We start from the raw sequence: 17,652 nt of genomic DNA, 5'->3' as shown, positions 1-17,652 counted from the left end.
ATGGTCGAAAGAAGAGCGTTCACGTACAGCGACCTGGAACACTGGCTGGACCAGCACCGCGTCACCGAGATCGAGTGCCTGGTCCCTGACCTCACCGGCGTGGCAAGGGGAAAGATCCTGCCGCGCGAGAAGTTCACCGAGGACCGCGGGATGCGGCTCCCGGAAATCGTGGTGGCGATGGGGGTGACGGGCGAGTTCCCGGAGGAAGGCCCCTACTACGACGTCATCACCCCCACCGACCGCGACATGCACCTGCGCCCGGACCCGGCCACGGTGCGCATCGTGCCCTGGGCCACCGACCCGACCGCGCAGGTCATCCACGACTGCTTCGACCGCGACGGGCGGCTGGTGCCCTTCGCGCCGCGCTCGGTGCTGCGCCGGGTGTGCGAGCTCTACAGCGACGCCGGGCTGGAGCCGGTGGTGGCGCCGGAACTGGAGTTCTACCTCGTGGCGCGCAACACCGACCCGGACATGCCGCTGAAGCCGCCCATCGGGCGCAGCGGCCGCGCCGAGACCTCGCGCCAGGCCTATTCGATCGACGCGGTCAACGAGTTCGACCCGCTGTTCGAGGACGTCTACGACTACTGCGAGAAGATGGAGCTCAACGTGGACACGCTGATCCACGAGATCGGCGCGGGCCAGATGGAGATCAACTTCTTCCACGCCCATCCGCTGGGGCTGGCCGACGAAGTGTTCTTCTTCAAGCGCACGGTGCGCGAGGCGGCCATGCGCCACGACATGTTCGCCACCTTCATGGCCAAGCCCATCGCCGGCGAACCCGGCAGCGCCATGCACATCCACCAGAGCGTGCTGCGCAAGGAGACGGGCCAGAACATCTTCAGCAATCCCGACGGCACGCCCAGCCGCGAGTTCTACTGGTACATCGGCGGGCTGCAGCGCTACATCCCGGCGGCAATGGCGCTGTTCGCGCCCTACGTCAACAGCTACCGGCGCCTGGCGCGCTTCACGGCCGCGCCCATCAACATCCAGTGGGGCACCGACAACCGCACCGTGGGCATCCGCTCGCCGGTGGCGCCGCCGGCGGCGCGGCGCGTCGAAAACCGCGTCGTCGGCGCCGACGCCAACCCCTACGTGGCGCTGGCGGCCACGCTGGCCTGCGGCTGGCTGGGCCTCAAGAACCGCATCGAGCCCTCGCCCGAATGCAAGGGCGATGCGTATCTCGGCGAGTACGCGCTGCCGCGCAGCCTGGGCGAGGCGCTGGAGAAGCTGCGCGCCGAAGGGGCGCTGGCCGAGGTGCTGGGCGAGTCCTTCGTCACCGTCTACACCGAGGTCAAGGAAACCGAGTTCGCGGAATTCATGAAGGTGATCTCGCCCTGGGAGCGCGAGCACCTGCTGCTGCACGTCTGAAGCCACACCTACAACACGGAGGAGCGCCCATGACCGTCACCAACGCCGCCACTGCCACCGACGCCTCGGCCGGGCCGACGTTCCGCGGCCGCAGCACCCGGGACTGGCAGGCCGCCGACGCGGCCCATTTCCTGCATCCCTTCACCGACTTCAAAGCGCTGGCCGCGCGCGGCGCGCGCATCGTCACCCGCGGCGAAGGCATCTACCTCTGGGACAGCGAAGGGCACCGCATCCTGGACGCCATGTCCGGGCTGTGGTGCGTGAACGTGGGCTACGGGCAGCAGCCGCTCATCGACGCGGCCACCCGCCAGCTGCAGGAGCTGCCCTTCTACAACGCCTTCTTCCAGACCAGCACGCCGCCGGCCATCGAGCTCGCCGAGCTGCTGGCCGAGCTGTCGCCGCCGCAGTTCCAGCACGTGTTCTTCGCCAGCTCCGGCTCGGAGAGCAACGACACGGTGGTGCGCATGGTGCGGCGCTACTGGGCGGTGATGGGGCAACCGCAGCGCCAGGTGATCATCAGCCGCTGGAACGGCTACCACGGCTCGACCATGGCCGGCGCCTCGCTGGGCGGCATGCCGGGCATGCACGAGCAGGGGGGCTTGCCGATTCCCGGCATCGTGCACATCGACCAGCCGCACTGGTGGGAGCATGGCCGCGCGCTGGGGCTGTCGCGCGAGGACTTCGGGCTGCAGGCGGCAAAGTGGCTGGAGGACAAGATCCTGGAGATCGGCGCCGAGAACGTGGCGGCCTTCATCGGCGAGCCGGTGCAGGGCGCGGGCGGCGTGATCGTGCCGTCGGAGACCTACTGGCCCGAGGTCCAGCGCATCTGCGACCGCTACGGCGTCCTGCTGGTCAGCGACGAGGTCATCACCGGTTTCGGCCGCACCGGCCACTGGTTCGGCTGCGAGCGCTTCGGCAGCCGGCCCGACCTGATCACCTTCGCCAAGGGCGTGACCAGCGGCTACGTGCCGCTGGGCGGCGTGCTGGTGGGCGAGCGCGTGGCGCAGGCGCTCATCGAGCGCGGGGGCGAGTTCGCGCACGGCTACACCTACTCCGGCCACCCGGTAGCCTGCGCCGTGGGCGTGGCCAACCTGGGCCTGGTGCGCCAGCTCGGCCTGGTCGAGCGCGTGCGCGACGACACCGGCCCGTACCTGGCGGCGATCTACCGCCGGCTGCAGGAGCATCCGCTGGTGGGCGAAGTCCAGAGCTGCGGGCTGATGGGCGCGCTGACGCTGGTGAAGGACCAGGCCACGAACGAGCCTTTCGCGCCGGAGGTGGACATCGCCATGGTCTGCCGCGGCCACTGCTTCGCCAACGGGCTGATCATGCGCGCCGTGGGGCAGCGCATGATCGTCGCGCCGCCGCTGGTCATCACCCGCGCGCAGCTCGACGAGATGGGCGCGCTGATCCTGCGCTGCCTGGACCTGACGCTGGCCGACGCGCGGCGCGAGGGCTGGCTCTGACCTGGCTGCCGGCACGGCGCTTTCCCGCACCCTTGCTCACGAGGATTGCCGCATGAACCGCCCCGCTCCCGACTGGCATGCGCGCGCCGCCGACCTGCGGCCCGACGGTCGCTGCGTCATCGACGGCCGGCGCGTCGATGCCGCAGACAGCGTGTGTTATGACAAATCATCGCCCGTGGATGGCCGGCTGCTGGGCGCGGTGGCGCGCGGGCGCGCGCCGGACATCGACGCGGCGGTGCATGCCGCGCGCACCGCCTTCGAGGACCGGCGCTGGGCCGCCCAGCCGCCCGCGGCGCGCAAGAAGGTGTTGCAGCGCTTCGCCGAGAAGGTGCTGGCCGCGCGCGAGGAGCTGGCGCTGCTGGAAACGCTGGACATGGGCAAGCCCATCGGCGCTGCGCTCAGCGTGGACGTGCCCGCCACCGCGCGCTGCATCGCCTGGTACGCCGAGGCACTTGATAAACGCTACGACGAGGTGGCGCCGACGGCCGAGACGGCGCTGGCGCTGATCACGCGCGAGCCCGTCGGCGTGGTCGGGGCGATCGTGCCCTGGAACTACCCGATGATCATGGCGGCCTGGAAGATCGCGCCGGCGCTGGCCATGGGCAACTCGCTGGTGCTCAAGCCCAGCGAGAAGTCGCCCTTCACCGCGCTGCGGCTGGCCGAGCTGGCGCTGGAGGCCGGGCTTCCGCCGGGGGTGTTCAACGTCGTGCCGGGCTACGGCTGCGAGGCCGGCGAGGCGCTGGCGCTGCACATGGACGTGGACGCCATCGGCTTCACCGGCTCGACCCGCACCGGCCGACGCATGCTGGAGTACGCCGGGCGCAGCAATTTGAAGCGCGTGTTCAACGAGCTGGGCGGCAAGTCGGCCTTCATCGTCTTTCCCGACTGCGGCGACCTGGCGCGCGCCGCCGCCACCGCGGCGGGCAGCATGTACTTCAACCAGGGCGAGAGCTGCAACGCGCCCTCGCGCGTGCTGGTGCATGCCGACATTGCCGAGCGCTTCGTCGAGCTGCTGGCGGCGCAGCTGCCGCGCTGGGCACCGGGCGACCCGCTGCAGCCGGGCACGACCATGGGCGCGATCGTGGACGACGTGCAGCTGCGCACGGTGCTGGGCTACATCGAGTCCGGGCAGTCGGAGGGCGCGCGGCTGCTGGCCGGCGGGCGCCAGGCGCGGCCGGACAGCGGCGGCCATTACGTCGAGCCCACGCTCTTCGACGGCGTGGACGGCGGCATGCGCATCGCGCAGGAGGAGATCTTCGGGCCGGTGCAGGCGGTGCTGCGCTTTCGCGACGAAACGGAGGCCGTGCGCATCGCCAACGCCACGAGCTACGGGCTGCAGGCCAGCGTCTGGAGCGACCACCTCAGCCGCGCGCACCGCGTGGCGCGCGCGCTGCGCGCCGGCACCGTGCACGTCAACCAGTACGACGAGGACGACATCACCGTGCCCTTCGGCGGCTTCAAGCAAAGCGGCAACGGGCGGGACAAATCCCTGCACGCCTTCGACAAGTACACCGAGCTCAAGACCACCTGGCTGCGCATCGACGGAGCGAACCCATGAGAGACCTGCGCGAGCGGCTGAAGAAGCAGGGCATCCACACGCTGCTGGTGCAGTTCGCCGACCTGCACGGCGCGGCGCGCGGCAAGTTCGTGCCGCTGGCGCACCTGGACGACGTGCTCACCGACGGGGCCGGCTTCGCCGGCCCGGCGGTCTGGGGCAGCGCGCTGCCGCGCACGGGCGCCCGGGCGCGCTACCACGCGCGCGGGCAGGCCAGCTCGATCGTCGCCCTGCCCTGGCTGCCAGGCGTGGCGCGCATCGTGGCCGACGGCTTCGTGGCCGGCGAGCCCTTCGACGCCGATCCGCGCCAGGCGCTGCGCCGCGCGCTGGCGCCGCTGCGCGACCAGGGCTGGACCGTGCGCGTCGGGCTGGAGCCGGAGTTCTTCCTGCTGCGCCGCGAGGGCGGGAGCTTCGTGCCCGCCGACGCGCTGGAGCGGCTGGACCAGCCCAGCTACGACCTCAAGACGCTGCCGCGCCAGGCCGGCTACCTGCACGAGCTGCGCCAGGCGCTGGAGCATTGCGGGCTGGACGTGATGCAGCTGGAGCATGCCGAGGCGCCCGGGCAGTACGAGGTCAACTTCGGCCACACCGATGCGCTGTCCTGTGCCGACCAGCACATGCTGTTCAAGCAGGCGGCGCATGCCATCGCGCAGCAGCACGGCATGCTGTTCTCGCTCATGCCCAAGCCCTTCGCCGACCAGGCCGGCAGCGACATGCACGTGCACGTGTCGCTGTGGGAAGGCGAAGGCGTGGACGCGGTGAGCCTGTTCACGCCGCACCTGCCCGACGGCGCGGTGGACCGCACCCGGCCGCTGTCGGCGCTGGGCCGGCATTTCGTCGGCGGCGTGCTGGCGCACAGCGAGGCGCTGTGCGCGCTGGCCGCGCCCACGGTGAACTCGTACAAGCGTCTGCGCTCCACCCTCTCCGGCCCGGGCTATGCCCCGAAGTACGTGGCGCAGGGAGTGGACAACCGCACGGCGCTGGTGCGCACGCTGCACGGGCGCTTCGAGTGGCGGCTGCCCGACGCCAGCGCCAACCCGTACCTGATGCTCGCCGGGCTGGTGGCGGCGGGCCTGGACGGCATCGAGCGGCGCCTCGATCCCGGCCCGGACGTGGACATCGACCTGCTCGACGCTGCGCCGCAGGCGCTGGCCGAGCTGGGCCTGCGCACCCTGCCGCACAGCCTGGCGCAGGCCTTGGACGCGCTGGAGACCGACGAGGTGCTGGTCAAGGCGCTGAGCCCGGCGCTGGTGCGCGAGTTCGCGCGGCTGAAACGCCAGGAATGGGCCGAGTACACCCGGCACGTGAGCGCCTGGGAGCTGCAGCGCTACGCGGACGCCTTCTAGGGCAGCGGCTCGGGCTGCCGCGCCTGCGGCAGCAGCGCGACGGCGGCGGCGGCGAGCAGCTCATCCGGATGCAGCATGGCCTCGCGCGCGCGTCGGGCCGTGTCGTACTGGCGCAGCACCGGGCGCAGGCGCGGCTCGCGCGGCAGTTCTTCCCACAAGGCGGCCAGTTCGGCGGGCTGCGGCGCGGCGCCACGGGCCAGCTTCGCGGCGAAAGCGATGCACGCGGGCTCGGCCAGCAGCATCGCCCGGGCCACGGGATTGAGCAGCGGCGTGCGCGGCTCGGCCGGCGCCGTGCAGGCGTAGAGGACTTGCGGCGGCAGCGCGTCGCCCTGCGGCGCCAGCTCGCGCAGCGAGGCGCCGCGCAGCAGCGTCTCGCCGCCAACGCAGGCGAAGGCATAGCGCTCCTGCGTCTGCGCCAGCGCCAGCCGCTGCAGGCCACGCAGCAGGCGCGGGTAGTCGGACGCGGCGGCCGCGGGCGCGGCCTTGACTTCCAGCAGCAGCATGACGTCCCGGGCGCCGTCCGGGCCGACCTCGCGCAGCAGGGCCACGTCCCACTCGTCCTTGGCCCGCCCGTTCACCCCCGGAAAGCCGCGCGGCGTGAGCAGCCCCTGCGCGACGTGGAGCCGAGGCAGCGCCGGGGCGGCACGATGGATCAGCTCGGCCATCGCAAGCAGTGCCTGCACCGTCGATCTTTCAGCCGCCGCACCCAGGCGCGCCGAAGCCCGGCCCTGCTGCGCCGCCGCGGCGCTGCCGGCCGAGGGGCCGGCACGCTCGCACAGGGCCCGGTAGCGCTGCACGCCGTCCAGCGCGAGCAAGGCCTCGGCTTGAGCCAGCCGTGCCAGCGCCGGGCTGTCCCGCAGCGCCGACAGCGCATCGCGCAGGGGGCCGTCTTCGAGCCAGCCCTCGGCCAGCAGGTCATCGAGTGCCTGCTGCAGCGTTGTCCAGGCGCCGGATGCGGCGAGGCGGTGCAGTGGCGCCAGCGCATCGGGCCGGGCACCGGGCGGTTGCCCCTGCAGCTTGCCGGGATGGGCCCAGGCATTGACGGCAGCGCGCACCGTGCGGGCGTCGCCCGTGGCCTGCGCGGCCAGGTGCAAGTACTCGGCCACGCGAGCGTCCCCGGCTGCAAGCACTTGCGCCTGGAAAGTGGGGTCGCCATCGAGCGGGTCCAGCGCCGAGCGGATCAGCGCGGCCAGCGCCGAGGTGAACAGGCGCGCGACGCCATCATCGGCGGGCACCGTGCCAGCGTCAGCCGCGGCCAAGGTGAAGGCGATCACGGCTTCCGGGCCGGCCGCCTCGGCGGCGCCGGCGTCGGCGGGCAGCGGCGGCATGCGGTAGCGGCGCGGTGCCTGTTGCAGTGCGGCACGCAGCAACGCGTCAATCGAGAGTGAAAGCGGAGACGGCGGGGAGATTGGAGATGTTGGAGACGGCACGGCAGCGCATCCTGCCCGCCACCGGGCCATTCAGGTTCAGAAAGGTCCCGACAAGGCCTTGAAGCCGATCCAGGCGGCGGCCATCACGGCATTGCCCGGCACGCTCATCAGCCCGGTGACGTAGAACAGCGAGGACAGCAGCGGCGCGCCCAGCACGCTTTCCGCCACCACGCCCAGGCCATACAGCAGCAGCCCGCAAAAGCACCAGCGCCGCATGTAGGTCGGCAGCCAGCGCGCCTGGCTGCGGTTGTGACGCCAGGCGGCGGCGCGTTCCAGCGCGGTGCCGCTGCTGGCGTCGCGGAACAGCCAGCCGAAGAAGAAGTAGCGGTAGAGCAAGGTGCGCAAAGCCATGGAATCCCCCCGGCCAACGGCTGCACCGATGCTTTCACGGCGTTCCACGGCCTGCAACCGCGTTTCCGGCAAGGTCCATGCCGCAAAGAAAAAGCGCCCGCGGCTGCGGGCGCTTTCGGTCGCGGGGGATGCTGCCGGGATCAGCGCACCACGGCGATCTGCTGGCGGTTGCCGCCCTTGTAGGTGTACATGGTCAGGGCGCCGTTCTTGATGTCGCCCTTCTCGTCGAAGGCGATCGTGCCCGTCACGCCCTTGTAGCCGTTGGTCTTGGCCAGCACCGGCAGGTACTTGGCCGGCTCGGGCGAGCCGGCCTTGACCATGGCATCGGCCATCACCATCACGGCGTCGTACACGTAGGGCGCGTAGATCTGCACGTCGGCGTTGAACTTCTTCTTGAAGTCGGCCTTGAACTTGTCCATGCCGGCCTTCTGCTCGCCTTCGACGCCACCGGCCTCGGCGCACACCACCTGCTCGTCGGCCATGGAGCCCGCGGCCAGCTTGGGCAACTCGCCGGTGCAGATGCCGTCGCCGCCCATGAGCTTGGCGTTGATGCCCAGTTGCTTCATCTGGCGCAGCATCGGGCCGGCCACGGCGTCCATGCCGCCGAAGAAGACGATGTCGGGCTTCTTGGCCTTGATGCTGGTCAGGATGGCGGTGAAGTCCGTGGCCTTGTCGTTGGTGAACTCGCGGCCCACGGTCTTGCCGCCGGCGGACTTGACGCCCTTCTCGAACTCGTCGGCCACGCCCTGGCCATAGGCGGTGCGGTCGTCGATGACGGCGATGCTCTTGCCCTTGAGCTGCGTCACGGCGTACTTGCCCAGCGTGCCGCCCAGGTGCTCGTCGTTGGCCACGACGCGGAACGTGGTCTTGAAGCCCTGCTTGGTGTACTTCGGGTTGGTGGCCGAGGGGCTGATCTGCGGGATGCCGGCGTCGCTGTAGATCTTGGAAGCCGGGATGGTGGTGCCCGAGTTGAGGTGACCCACCACGCCCAGAACCTTGCTGTCCACCAGCTTCTGCGCCGCGGCGGTGCCCTGCTTCGGATCGGCCGCGTCGTCCTCGGCCAGCAGCTCGAACCTGGCCTTCTTGCCGCCGATGGTCACGCCCTTGGCGTTGAGCTCGTCCACCGCCATGCGCGCGCCCATTTCGTTGTCCTTGCCCAGGTGGGCAATCGGACCGCTGGTCGGGCCCACATGGCCGATCCTGACCACCAGTTCCTGGGCGCTGACGCCACCGGCAAACAGCACCGCGGCAGCGGCAAGAGCGGCGTTGATCTGGAATCGCATTCGGTATCTCCGAGGGGGTTAAAAAAAGAAACCGGTAACAGTTTCAGCAGGAATAACGATAACGCAAATAAGGAGGGTGACGGTTGACAGCAAAGCGATTCTCAGACTCAGCACAAACCAGGATCGGCAGCGCCACCAAAAAACGCTTAACCGCCCTCCTGGGCGTGGTGAGTGATGCGCAGTCCCTGCGCCTCGTAGGCGCGCCAGCGCCGGCGCGCGGCGCCGCGGTCGGCCTCGTCCAAACCCACCACTTCTATCAGACGCTGGTAGCGCTCGAAGCCCGGCACCACCTCGGGCCCCAGGTTCAGCAGCACGCCCAACTGCGGCGGCTCGGCACCGGGCTCGATCAGCCAGATCGGCGTGCGCTTGAGCGCTGCGGGCACGGCCTCACCCGCACGCAGGCGGCGGTGCGGAATGAAGGAGCGCTCGTCGAAGACCCACAGCGCCTGGTCCAGCCGTGCCAGCGCCTCAGGATCACCTGCGACCACCATGCGCGCCTGCTGCCGGTAGCCCTTGCGCAGGAGCCGGCAGCAGTAGCCGATCCTGTCGTCCACACCGGTGTGGAATGCCACTTCCGTCAGCGCCATGGCCCGGCCTTCCCTTGCACGCGGCGCGCTTGTGCTGAGGACGGCGCTCAACGCGCGTGGGCCAGCACGAAATGCGTGAGCAGCGGCACCGGGCGGCCGGTGGCGCCCTTGGCCGCGCCACCCTTCCAGGCCGTGCCGGCGATGTCCAGGTGCGCCCAGCGGTAGGCCTTGGTGAAGCGCTTGAGGAACATCGCGGCCGTGATGGCGCCGCCGCCGCGCGGGCCGACGTTGGCCACGTCGGCGAAGTTGCTTTTGAGCGCCTCGTCGTACTCGTCGTCCATGGGCATGCGCCAGGCCGGGTCGAGCGCGGCCTCGCCGGCCTGCAGCAGCCGGGCGGCCAGTTCCTCGTCGGGGCTGAAGAGGCCCGAGCGCTGCGCGCCCAGGGCGATGACGCAGGCACCGGTGAGCGTGGCGATGTCCACCACCGCCGCGGGCTTGAAGCGCTCGGCATAGGTCAGCGCGTCGCACAGCACCAGGCGCCCTTCGGCGTCGGTGTTGAGCACCTCGATGGTCTGGCCCGACATCGAGCGCAGCACGTCGCCGGGCTTGGTGGCACGACCGCTGGGCAGGTTCTCGCAGGCGGCGATGAGCCCGACCACGTTGACCTTGGGCTTGATCTCGCCCAGCGCCTTGAAGGTACCCAGCACGCTGGCGGCACCGCCCATGTCGTACTTCATCTCGTCCATCTCGGCCGCGGGCTTGATGGAGATGCCGCCGCTGTCGAAGGTGATGCCCTTGCCCACGAGCACCAGCGGCGCGGACGTGCGCGGCGCGCCTTCGTAGCGCAGCACGATGAAGCGCAGCGGCTCCTCCGAGCCCTGGGCCACGCCGATGAAGGCGCCCATGCCGAGCTTCTCGACCTCCTTGCGGCCCAGCACCTCGATCTTGAAGCCGTACTGCGCCCCCAGCGCCTGCGCCTGCTCGGCCAGGAAGGTGGGCGTGCAGAAGTTGCCCGGGCGGTTGGCACACTCGCGTGCCAGCGTCACGCCGTCGGCGATGCCCTGGCCGCGCGCCAGGCCCCGCTTGACCACGCTGGCGTTGGCCTTGTCGCACAGCAGCGTCACGCGCTGCAGCTTGGCGCCTTCGGGCGCGCTGGGCTTGGTGTGGCGGTAGACGTAGGTGGCATCGGCCACGGCCGCGGCCAGCGCCTCGGCATGACGGTCGTCGAGAGCCGGCACGCCATCGGCCGCGGCAGGCGCGGCCAGCGCCACGGCGGCGTGGCGCACGCCCAGGGATTTGAGGCCGGACAGAGCCGTGGCCAGCGCGGTCTTGAAAGCCTTGGGCGAGGCATCGGCCGCAGCGGCCAGCACCAGGCGCGGCGCCTTCAGCCCGGCAGGCCGGTGCAGGTACAGGCTGCGCCCGGGCTTGAACTCGAAATCGCCGGCTTTCACGCTCTCGGCCAGCAGCCCCGCCAGCGCCGGCTCCAGTGCCTGCGGCTCGCTGCCGGCCACCACCAGCACCAATGCATCGGCGGCCACACCGGCCATTCCGGCAGCGCCGGGAACGAGGGAACGCAAGTCCATAATGACGGCAAGTTCGTTGATTGCCTGATGTTATTCCATACCACCGTGCGCCGAGAGTTGGCGCGCAGCTTCGGCGCGACGCTGGTCGTGATCCTGACCATCGTGCTGACCATGATGCTGATCCGCACCCTGGGGCTTGCCGCCGGGGGCTCGGTGGCGCCCCAGGACGTGGTGCTGCTGCTGGGCTACACGGCCCTGGGCCACCTGCCCACGATGCTGGCGCTGTCGCTGTTCATTGCGGTGGTATCCACGCTGGGACGCATGTACCGCGACAGCGAAATGACGATCTGGTTCGCCAGCGGCGTGGGGCTGTCGCGCTTCGTGCGCCCGGTGCTGGTGACGAGCTGGCCGATGCTGCTGGTGATCGGGCTGCTGGTGCTGGTGGTGTGGCCTTGGGGCAACCGCCAGAGCGCCGAGCTGCGCGAACGCTACCAGCAGCGCAGCGACCTCTCGCGCGTGGCGCCGGGCATGTTCCAGGTGTCGCGCGACGGCAGCCGGGTGTTCTTCGTCGAGCGCGATGCGGACAACGACGCCACGCGCGCGCGTAACGTGTTCGTGCTGTCCAACGATGCCCGGCACGAAACCGTGGTGGCGGCGCACAGCGGCCATGTCGAGAACGAAGAGCAGCGCCGCGTGCTCGTGCTGCAGGATGGGCAGCGCAACGAGACCAACCGCGAGACCGGCGAGCTCTCGCTCTCGCGCTTCGACAGCTACCGGGTGACGGTGGACGAGCAGGCGGCCGGCAAGGCCCAGGAGCGCTCGCCCAGGACGCAGCGCACCATCGAGCTGTTGCGCCAGCCCTGGCCGCGCCAGCAGGCCGAGCTGTCCTGGCGCTTCGGGCTGCTGCTGGGCGCGGGCAACCTGGTGCTGCTGGGCATCGGGCTGTCGGCGGCCAACCCGCGTCGCGCCAGCAACTGGAACCTGCTCTTCGCGCTGCTCGGCTTCGTCGTGTACTACAACCTCATCAACCTCTCGCAGGCCTGGGTCGGCAGCGGCCGCACCACCCTGCTCGGCGCGCTGCTGGGCCTGCACGGCAGCGTGGCGGCGCTGGCGCTGGCGCTGCTGTGGTGGCGCGAGAAGGGCCACACCGCGCCGATGCTGCGCCTGTTCGGCCGTCGCTCAGGACAACGCTCATGAAGACGGTGCGGCGGCTGCTCTACCGCGACATCGTCGTGGCGGTTTCGTTCGTGGCGCTGGCGTTCCTGGCGCTTTTCTTCTTCATCGACTTCGTCGAGGAGCTCGAGGACGTGGGCCGCCACGGCTACACGCTGGGGATGGCGCTGCTGTCAACGCTGCTGCAGATGCCCGGGCATCTCTACGAGCTGCTGCCCATCGCGGTGCTGATCGGCACGATCTTCTCGATGGCGCGGCTGGCGCAGTCCAGCGAGTTCACGATCCTGCGCACCGGCGGCCTCGGGCCGGGGCGGGCACTGTCGCTGCTGGTGCTGCTGGGCGTGGCCTTTGCCGCGTTCACCTTCGTGGTGGGCGACTTCATCGCGCCGGCCGCAGAGCGCCAGAGCGTGCTCGTGAAGTCGCTGGCCAGCGGCGGGCGCAGCCTCGGCAGCACCGGCGCGTGGCTGCGCGAGCGCCGCAGCACGCCGCAGGGGCCGCACCAGATCTCGCTCAACGTGCAGCGCCTGGGGTCCGACGGCACGCTGCAGGGCGTGCGCATCTTCGAGTTCGACGCGCAGGGCCGGCTGCTGGAGCGCATTGCCGCGGCGCGCGCGCGCATCGACCAGTCGGACACCTGGACGCTGCAGGACGTGCAGCGCACCGTGTGGCCGGCGGCCGACGCCCCGGCCGCGCAGGTCCGGGTGCAGGTGCAACAGCTGTCCGAGCTGCGCTGGAGCAGCACGCTGGACCCGGCGGTGGTGGCTGCCGCGGTGCTGCCCATCGACACCATGAGCACGCTGGAGCTGTGGCGCTACACGGCCCACCTGTCCACGCAGGAGCAGGCGGCGCAGCGCCATGCCATTCGCTTCTGGCGCAAGGCGCTGTACCCGTTCGCCTGCCTGGTGATGGTGGCGCTGGCGCTGCCTTTCGCCTACCTGCATGCCCGCGCCGGCGGGCTCAGCTACAAGGTCTTCGGCGGCATCATGCTCGGCATCAGCTTCGTGCTGCTCAACAACGTGGCCGGACACCTCGGCCTGCTGCGCGACTGGACGCCCTGGCTCACCGCCGCGGCGCCCAGCATCTTCTACCTGCTGCTGTCACTGGCGGCCTTCACCTGGCTGGTACGTTACCGATGAACGACGACGCCGACATCCGCGGCCTGCTGCTGTTTGCCCACGGCGCGCGCGACCCCGAGTGGGCGCGGCCCTTCGAAGCCGTGGCCCAGTCGGTGCGTGCGCAACGTCCGCGGACGCCGCTGCGGCTGGCTTTCCTGGAGTTCATGCAGCCCGGCATCGCGCCTGCGGCGGCGCAGCTGGTGGCCGAGGGCTGCACCCGTGTGGAGGTGCTGCCGCTGTTCCTGGGCGCCGGCGGCCACGTGCGCAAGGACCTGCCGCGGCTGCTCGACGCCCTGCGCGCCGAGCATGCGGGCGTGCGCTTCGAGCTGCACCCGGCCGTGGGCGAACTGCCCGCCGTGGTGCAGGCCATGGCCGGCGCTGCGCTGGCCCTGCTGTCGGACCCAGACCCGGAGGCGAGCCAGCCGTGAACCTGCACCAGTTCCGCTTCGTCCAGGAGGCCGTGCGTCGCGGCCTCAACCTCACCGAGACCGCCAAGGCGCTGCATACCTCGCAGCCGGGCATCAGCAAGGCCATCCTGGAGCTCGAGGAGGAACTGGGCGTGGACATCTTCGCCCGCCACGGCAAGCGGCTGAAGCGCATTACCGAGCCCGGGCAGCAGGTGCTGCAGTCGGTGGAGATCATCCTGCGCGAGGTAGGCAACCTCAAGCGCATCGGCGAGGAGTTCGGCAAGCAGGACGCGGGGCGGCTGTCGATCGCCACCACGCACACCCAGGCGCGCTACGTTCTGCCCGAGCCGGTGGCGCTGCTGCGCAAGCGCCATCCCAAGGTCAGCGTCAGCCTGCACCAGGGCACGCCCGAGCAGGTGGCGCAGATGCTGCTCGACGACAGCGCCGACATCGGGCTGGCCACCGAGTCGCTCTCCGAGTTCGGTGACCTGGTGACGCTGCCCTGCTACGAATGGCAGCACGTGATCGTGGTGCCGGCCTCGCATCCGCTGGCCAGCGTGGAGCGTCCGACGCTGGAGCAGCTCGCGCGCGAGCCGCTGGTGTCCTACCAGCCGGCCTTCACCGGGCGCAAGCGCATCGACCAGGCCTTCGCGCAGCGGCGGCTGCATCCCGAGATCGTGCTGGAAGCCATCGACTCCGACGTGATCAAGACCTACGTGCGGCTGGGGCTGGGCGTGGGCATCCTGGCGGAGATGGCGGTGCGCGACGACCCGCCCGGCGGCGACCTCGTGGCGCGCCCGGCCGGCCACCTCTTCGGCATGAACGTCTCGCGCGTGGCTTTCAAGCGCGGCGCTTACCTGCGCAACTTCGTCTTCACCTTCGCCGAGCTGCTGTCGGACCGGCTCACGCGCAGCCTCATCGGCCGCGCCATGGCCGGCGACGGCGAGGACTACGACCTCTGAGCGCCGCGCTGCCCGACCCCTCCCCTTCACTGGAAGCCGCTCCCATGCAGAACCCTTCCCCGAGCGCAGCGCCGCGCACGCCGGCGCTGCGCAGCCGGCTGCCGCAAGTCGGCACCACCATCTTCACCGTGATGTCGGCGCTGGCGCAGGAGCGCGGCGCAGTGAACCTGGGCCAGGGCTTTCCGGACTTCGAGGGCGACCCACGCCTGGTGGACGCCGTCACCGACGCCATGCGCGCCGGGCTCAACCAGTACCCGCCCATGGCCGGCGTGCCGGCGCTGCGCCAGGCCATCGCGGCCAAGATCGCCGCGCTCTACGGCGGCCGCTACGACGCGGACGGCGAGATCACCGTCACCGCCGGCGCCACGCAGGCCATCCTCACCGCCATCCTGTGCTGCGTGCATCCGGGCGACGAGGTGATCGTGCTGGAGCCCTGCTACGACAGCTACGGGCCCAACATCGAGCTCGCCGGCGGCACCGTGGTGCGCGTGCCGCTGACGCCGGGCAGCTTCCGGCCGGACTTCGACAAGATCGCCGCGGCGCTGACGCCGCGCACGCGGCTGCTGATCATCAACACGCCGCACAACCCCGGCGCCAGCGTCTGGACGCGCGAGGAGATGCAGCGGCTGGCCGAGCTGCTGCGCCCGACCGACACGCTGCTGCTGAGCGATGAGGTCTACGAGCACATGGTCTATGACGATCGCGCGCACGTGAGCGCGGCGGCCGTGCCCGAGCTCGCGGCACGTGCCTTCATCGTCTCCAGCTTCGGAAAGACCTACCACGTCACGGGCTGGAAGGTCGGCTTCGTGGCCGCGCCCGCGCCGCTCACGGCGGAATTCCGCAAGGTGCACCAGTTCAACGTCTTCACGGTCAACACGCCGATGCAGCACGGGCTGGCGCGCTACATGGCCGATCCGGCGCCGTACCTGGAGCTCGGTGCCTTCTACCAGCGCAAGCGCGACCTGTTCCGCGAGGGCCTGCGCGCCACGAAGCTGCGCCCGCTGCAGACCGAGGGCAGCTACTTCCAGTGCGTGGACTACTCAGGCTTGAGCGACCTGCCCGAAGCGGAGTTCTGCCGCTTCCTGACCACGGAGGTCGGCGTGGCGGCAATCCCGCTGTCGGCCTTCTATGCCGAGGGCTTCGAGCAGCGCGTGGTGCGCTTCTGTTTCGCCAAGAAGGACGAGACGCTGCAACTGGCGCTGCAGCGCCTGGCCCGGCTCTGAGCCGGCGCTGACTCAGCGCCGGCCCACTGAGGGTCAGGGCGCGGGCTGCAGCGCGACGCGACCCGACACGGCGGGCAGCGGTTGCGCCGGCCGGCCCTCGTCGGGCGCCAGCGGCAGCGGCAGGTCGATCTCGGCGGAGAGTTCCTGTCGGTGCCGCTCATGGGCGACGCGGTACAGCAGCAGCAGGTCCTCGCAGGCCGCCAGCGACGGCAGCGCACGTGGTTGCAGCAGCAACCGACCCAGCATCTGCAGGGCATCCACCGGCGACTCCCACGCCTGCTGCAGCTGCTGCAGCAGTTGCGGCTCGCCTTCGAGCCCGGGCGACGGCGGCGCATCCCACACCGGCACGGTACAGCTGAAGCGCACCGCCACTTGGCGCGCCAGCCGGTCGAAAGCGGCGCGCTGGCCGCTGCGCTGGTAGAGCATGAGCAGCTTGAGCAGCAGCCACGGGGTGCGGGCACCGGCCTCCAGGCGCGACTGCAGCAGCTCGATGGCCTTGTCGTCCTGCGCCTGCGCAAGCAGCCGCGCCACCTGCAGCGACAGCGCGATCTGCTCGTCCACCGGCAGCACGGCCGAAACCAGCGGCATCGCCACGCGCCGCGCCGGGTCGGGCTGCGCAGGCTCGTTGAACACGACCGCGGCGGTGACGGGCGCCTCGACCTCCTCGCGCGGCGCGTCGAGCTCCAGCGGCGCGGAGGTGTCCCACCACACGTCGCGGCGCTTTTGCGACAGGGCCTGCACGCGCCACGCCAGCCCGACGGCGACCGCCGCCAGCGCCACCAGCAGCCCCAGCAACCAGGGCAAGGCATGCGAGGCGACTTCGAGCTCGGCCTGGCGGCGCCGGCCCTGCTCCAGGGCTTCCTGGTCCAGCCGCGACTGTTGCTGCAACTGCAGCACGCGTTCTTCCAGGCTGCGCAGGCGCTGCTGGAGTTTTCCGGTGGCCTGGCCCGGGGCCGCTTCGGCGGCTTCCTCGGCCTCGGCCGAGGCTGCGCCGGCAGCTTCGCTCCTGGGCACGGCCACAGCCATGCAGCAAGCGGCGGCCAAGCTCAGCAACAGCATGTTTCTGGACATCCCTCCCTCCGGGCAAGTCCGCAGACGAAAACCCACTCTAGCACGGGGTTCCCCGATGAAAGGCGGGAGTCAGCGTTGCGAGTCGGCCTTCAGCGCGCGGGGGTGTCGGGACCGTCGGCCGAGTGCGGCCAGAGCGTGGAGGCCGGGTCTTCCGTGCCCGGCTGTCCCCATTGCGAGGCCACGCGCTGCGCCTCGCGGCGCGCCGTCTCGAACAGCCCCAGCCGCGCCGCGACGGCTTCGGGCTCGGCCCGGGGCAGCGCGGTGCGCAGCGTCAGCCGCTCGCGCTGCACGATGAGCATCAACGGCGGCGGTGGCGTGTCGCGCGCGGCGACCAGTTCCGTGAGCGCCGGCGCCAGCGCTCCGCCGACCCAGCTTGCCAGCGCCGGCAGCGGCTGGCCCACGGCGCCGAAGTGCCCGCGCAGCGCCTGCAGCTCCGACGACTGCAGCTTCGGATGCAGCACCAGCCAGCGCATCTCGTCGGGCGTGGCCAGGTCCACGCGCGTCTGCAGCCCCTGCGTGTACTGCTCGAACACTTCCCTTTCCAGCCGCTCCAGCAGGCCGCGCGTGAGCACCAGCAACTGCAGCCCGGTGGCACCCGTGAGGTTGGCCCGCAGCCGCAGCTCCTGGCCCTGGATGTAGCGCCGCTGCGACGGGCCCCATTCAAGCCGCCAGGCGCGGTCCTGCGCCTCGACGATGAAGCCGTCGGCGTCGCGGCTGCGCTTGAAGTGGTGTCCCTGCGCCTGCGCCCAGTCGGCCAGGGCGCGCTCGCCCGGCAAGCCGGCGCGGCGTGAGAACCATTGCTTGAAGGCGTCGAGCATGAGGGCTGGCGCACAATGGGGCGCCCGGTGACGCGAG

General features: G+C 70.9%; 16 protein-coding genes. 9 read left to right on the top strand and 7 right to left on the bottom strand.

Translation table 11 applies throughout. The annotated features are described in order from the left end of the window. Genes FJ694_RS08875 through FJ694_RS08860 form a run of 4 tightly spaced genes read left to right on the top strand, consistent with a single transcriptional unit; the run spans window position 1 to window position 5,732 of the window. Window positions 1-1,368 carry a glutamine synthetase family protein gene (locus FJ694_RS08875; RefSeq protein WP_157266226.1) on the top strand — a complete coding sequence of 456 codons (1,368 nt, stop codon included), beginning with the start codon at window positions 1-3 and terminating at the stop codon, window positions 1,366-1,368. A 29-nt stretch (window positions 1,369-1,397) separates the two neighbouring features. Continuing rightward, window positions 1,398-2,831: an aspartate aminotransferase family protein gene (locus tag FJ694_RS08870; RefSeq protein ID WP_157266225.1), complete on the top strand. Its 1,434-nt coding sequence runs from the start codon at window positions 1,398-1,400 to the stop codon at window positions 2,829-2,831. A 52-nt stretch (window positions 2,832-2,883) separates the two neighbouring features. Next, window positions 2,884-4,389 carry an aldehyde dehydrogenase gene (locus FJ694_RS08865; protein WP_157266223.1) on the top strand — a complete coding sequence of 502 codons (1,506 nt, stop codon included), beginning with the start codon at window positions 2,884-2,886 and terminating at the stop codon, window positions 4,387-4,389. Continuing rightward, window positions 4,386-5,732 (top strand): glutamine synthetase family protein, encoded by a 1,347-nt coding sequence (locus FJ694_RS08860; protein ID WP_157266222.1) that lies wholly within the window; start codon window positions 4,386-4,388, stop codon window positions 5,730-5,732. The genes FJ694_RS08865 and FJ694_RS08860 overlap by 4 nt, the downstream gene beginning before the upstream one ends. Here the strand turns inward: FJ694_RS08860 and FJ694_RS08855 are convergent. The 5 genes from FJ694_RS08855 to FJ694_RS08835 all read right to left on the bottom strand — a co-directional run bounded on the left by FJ694_RS08855 (window position 5,729) and on the right by FJ694_RS08835 (window position 10,906). Continuing rightward, window positions 5,729-7,102, bottom strand: coding sequence for a hypothetical protein (locus FJ694_RS08855; protein WP_232539962.1), 1,374 nt, complete (start codon window positions 7,100-7,102; stop codon window positions 5,729-5,731). The genes FJ694_RS08860 and FJ694_RS08855 overlap by 4 nt on opposite strands. Window positions 7,103-7,198: 96 nt before the next feature. Then, a complete protein-coding gene (locus FJ694_RS08850) occupies window positions 7,199-7,513 on the bottom strand; it encodes a hypothetical protein (RefSeq protein WP_157266220.1) in 315 nt (104 codons plus the stop codon). 140 nt (window positions 7,514-7,653) lie between these two features. Then, window positions 7,654-8,796 (bottom strand): branched-chain amino acid ABC transporter substrate-binding protein, encoded by a 1,143-nt coding sequence (locus FJ694_RS08845; RefSeq protein WP_157266218.1) that lies wholly within the window; start codon window positions 8,794-8,796, stop codon window positions 7,654-7,656. A gap of 146 nt (window positions 8,797-8,942) precedes the next feature. After that, complete coding sequence (locus tag FJ694_RS08840; RefSeq protein ID WP_232539961.1) at window positions 8,943-9,383, bottom strand: DNA polymerase III subunit chi; 441 nt, start codon at window positions 9,381-9,383, stop codon at window positions 8,943-8,945. Window positions 9,384-9,430: 47 nt separating this feature from the next. After that, window positions 9,431-10,906 carry a leucyl aminopeptidase gene (locus FJ694_RS08835; protein ID WP_157266216.1) on the bottom strand — a complete coding sequence of 492 codons (1,476 nt, stop codon included), beginning with the start codon at window positions 10,904-10,906 and terminating at the stop codon, window positions 9,431-9,433. Between the two features lie 27 nt (window positions 10,907-10,933). Here FJ694_RS08835 and lptF point away from each other — a divergent pair, with 27 nt between their 5' ends. The 5 genes from lptF to FJ694_RS08810 are packed head-to-tail and all read left to right on the top strand — an operon-like array spanning window position 10,934 to window position 15,726. Continuing rightward, window positions 10,934-12,043: an LPS export ABC transporter permease LptF gene (lptF, locus tag FJ694_RS08830; protein ID WP_157266214.1), complete on the top strand. Its 1,110-nt coding sequence runs from the start codon at window positions 10,934-10,936 to the stop codon at window positions 12,041-12,043. After that, entirely contained in the window at window positions 12,040-13,155 is a 1,116-nt protein-coding gene (gene lptG, locus FJ694_RS08825; protein WP_157266212.1) for an LPS export ABC transporter permease LptG, read from the top strand. The genes lptF and lptG overlap by 4 nt, the downstream gene beginning before the upstream one ends. Beyond that, window positions 13,152-13,562: a sirohydrochlorin chelatase gene (locus FJ694_RS08820; RefSeq protein WP_157266210.1), complete on the top strand. Its 411-nt coding sequence runs from the start codon at window positions 13,152-13,154 to the stop codon at window positions 13,560-13,562. Before lptG ends, FJ694_RS08820 begins: the two co-directional genes overlap by 4 nt. Beyond that, complete coding sequence (locus tag FJ694_RS08815; RefSeq protein ID WP_157266208.1) at window positions 13,559-14,503, top strand: CysB family HTH-type transcriptional regulator; 945 nt, start codon at window positions 13,559-13,561, stop codon at window positions 14,501-14,503. Before FJ694_RS08820 ends, FJ694_RS08815 begins: the two co-directional genes overlap by 4 nt. A 44-nt stretch (window positions 14,504-14,547) precedes the next feature. Then, complete coding sequence (locus FJ694_RS08810) at window positions 14,548-15,726, top strand: pyridoxal phosphate-dependent aminotransferase (RefSeq protein WP_157266206.1); 1,179 nt, start codon at window positions 14,548-14,550, stop codon at window positions 15,724-15,726. Window positions 15,727-15,759: 33 nt separating this feature from the next. On the opposite strand, the gene FJ694_RS08805 is transcribed toward FJ694_RS08810, so the two are convergent. Continuing rightward, window positions 15,760-16,797, bottom strand: coding sequence for a hypothetical protein (locus FJ694_RS08805; RefSeq protein WP_157266204.1), 1,038 nt, complete (start codon window positions 16,795-16,797; stop codon window positions 15,760-15,762). 89 nt (window positions 16,798-16,886) lie between these two features. Further along, a complete protein-coding gene (locus FJ694_RS08800; protein ID WP_157266202.1) occupies window positions 16,887-17,615 on the bottom strand; it encodes a hypothetical protein in 729 nt (242 codons plus the stop codon). Window positions 17,616-17,652: the final 37 nt, after the last annotated feature.

Origin of the sequence: Azohydromonas aeria (genome assembly GCF_009760915.1) — a bacterium.
Lineage (GTDB): Bacteria > Pseudomonadota > Gammaproteobacteria > Burkholderiales > Burkholderiaceae_C > Azohydromonas > Azohydromonas aeria.
The sequence above is the reverse complement of the archived record's forward strand: the minus strand, read 5'-3'. Positions and strand labels throughout refer to the sequence as shown.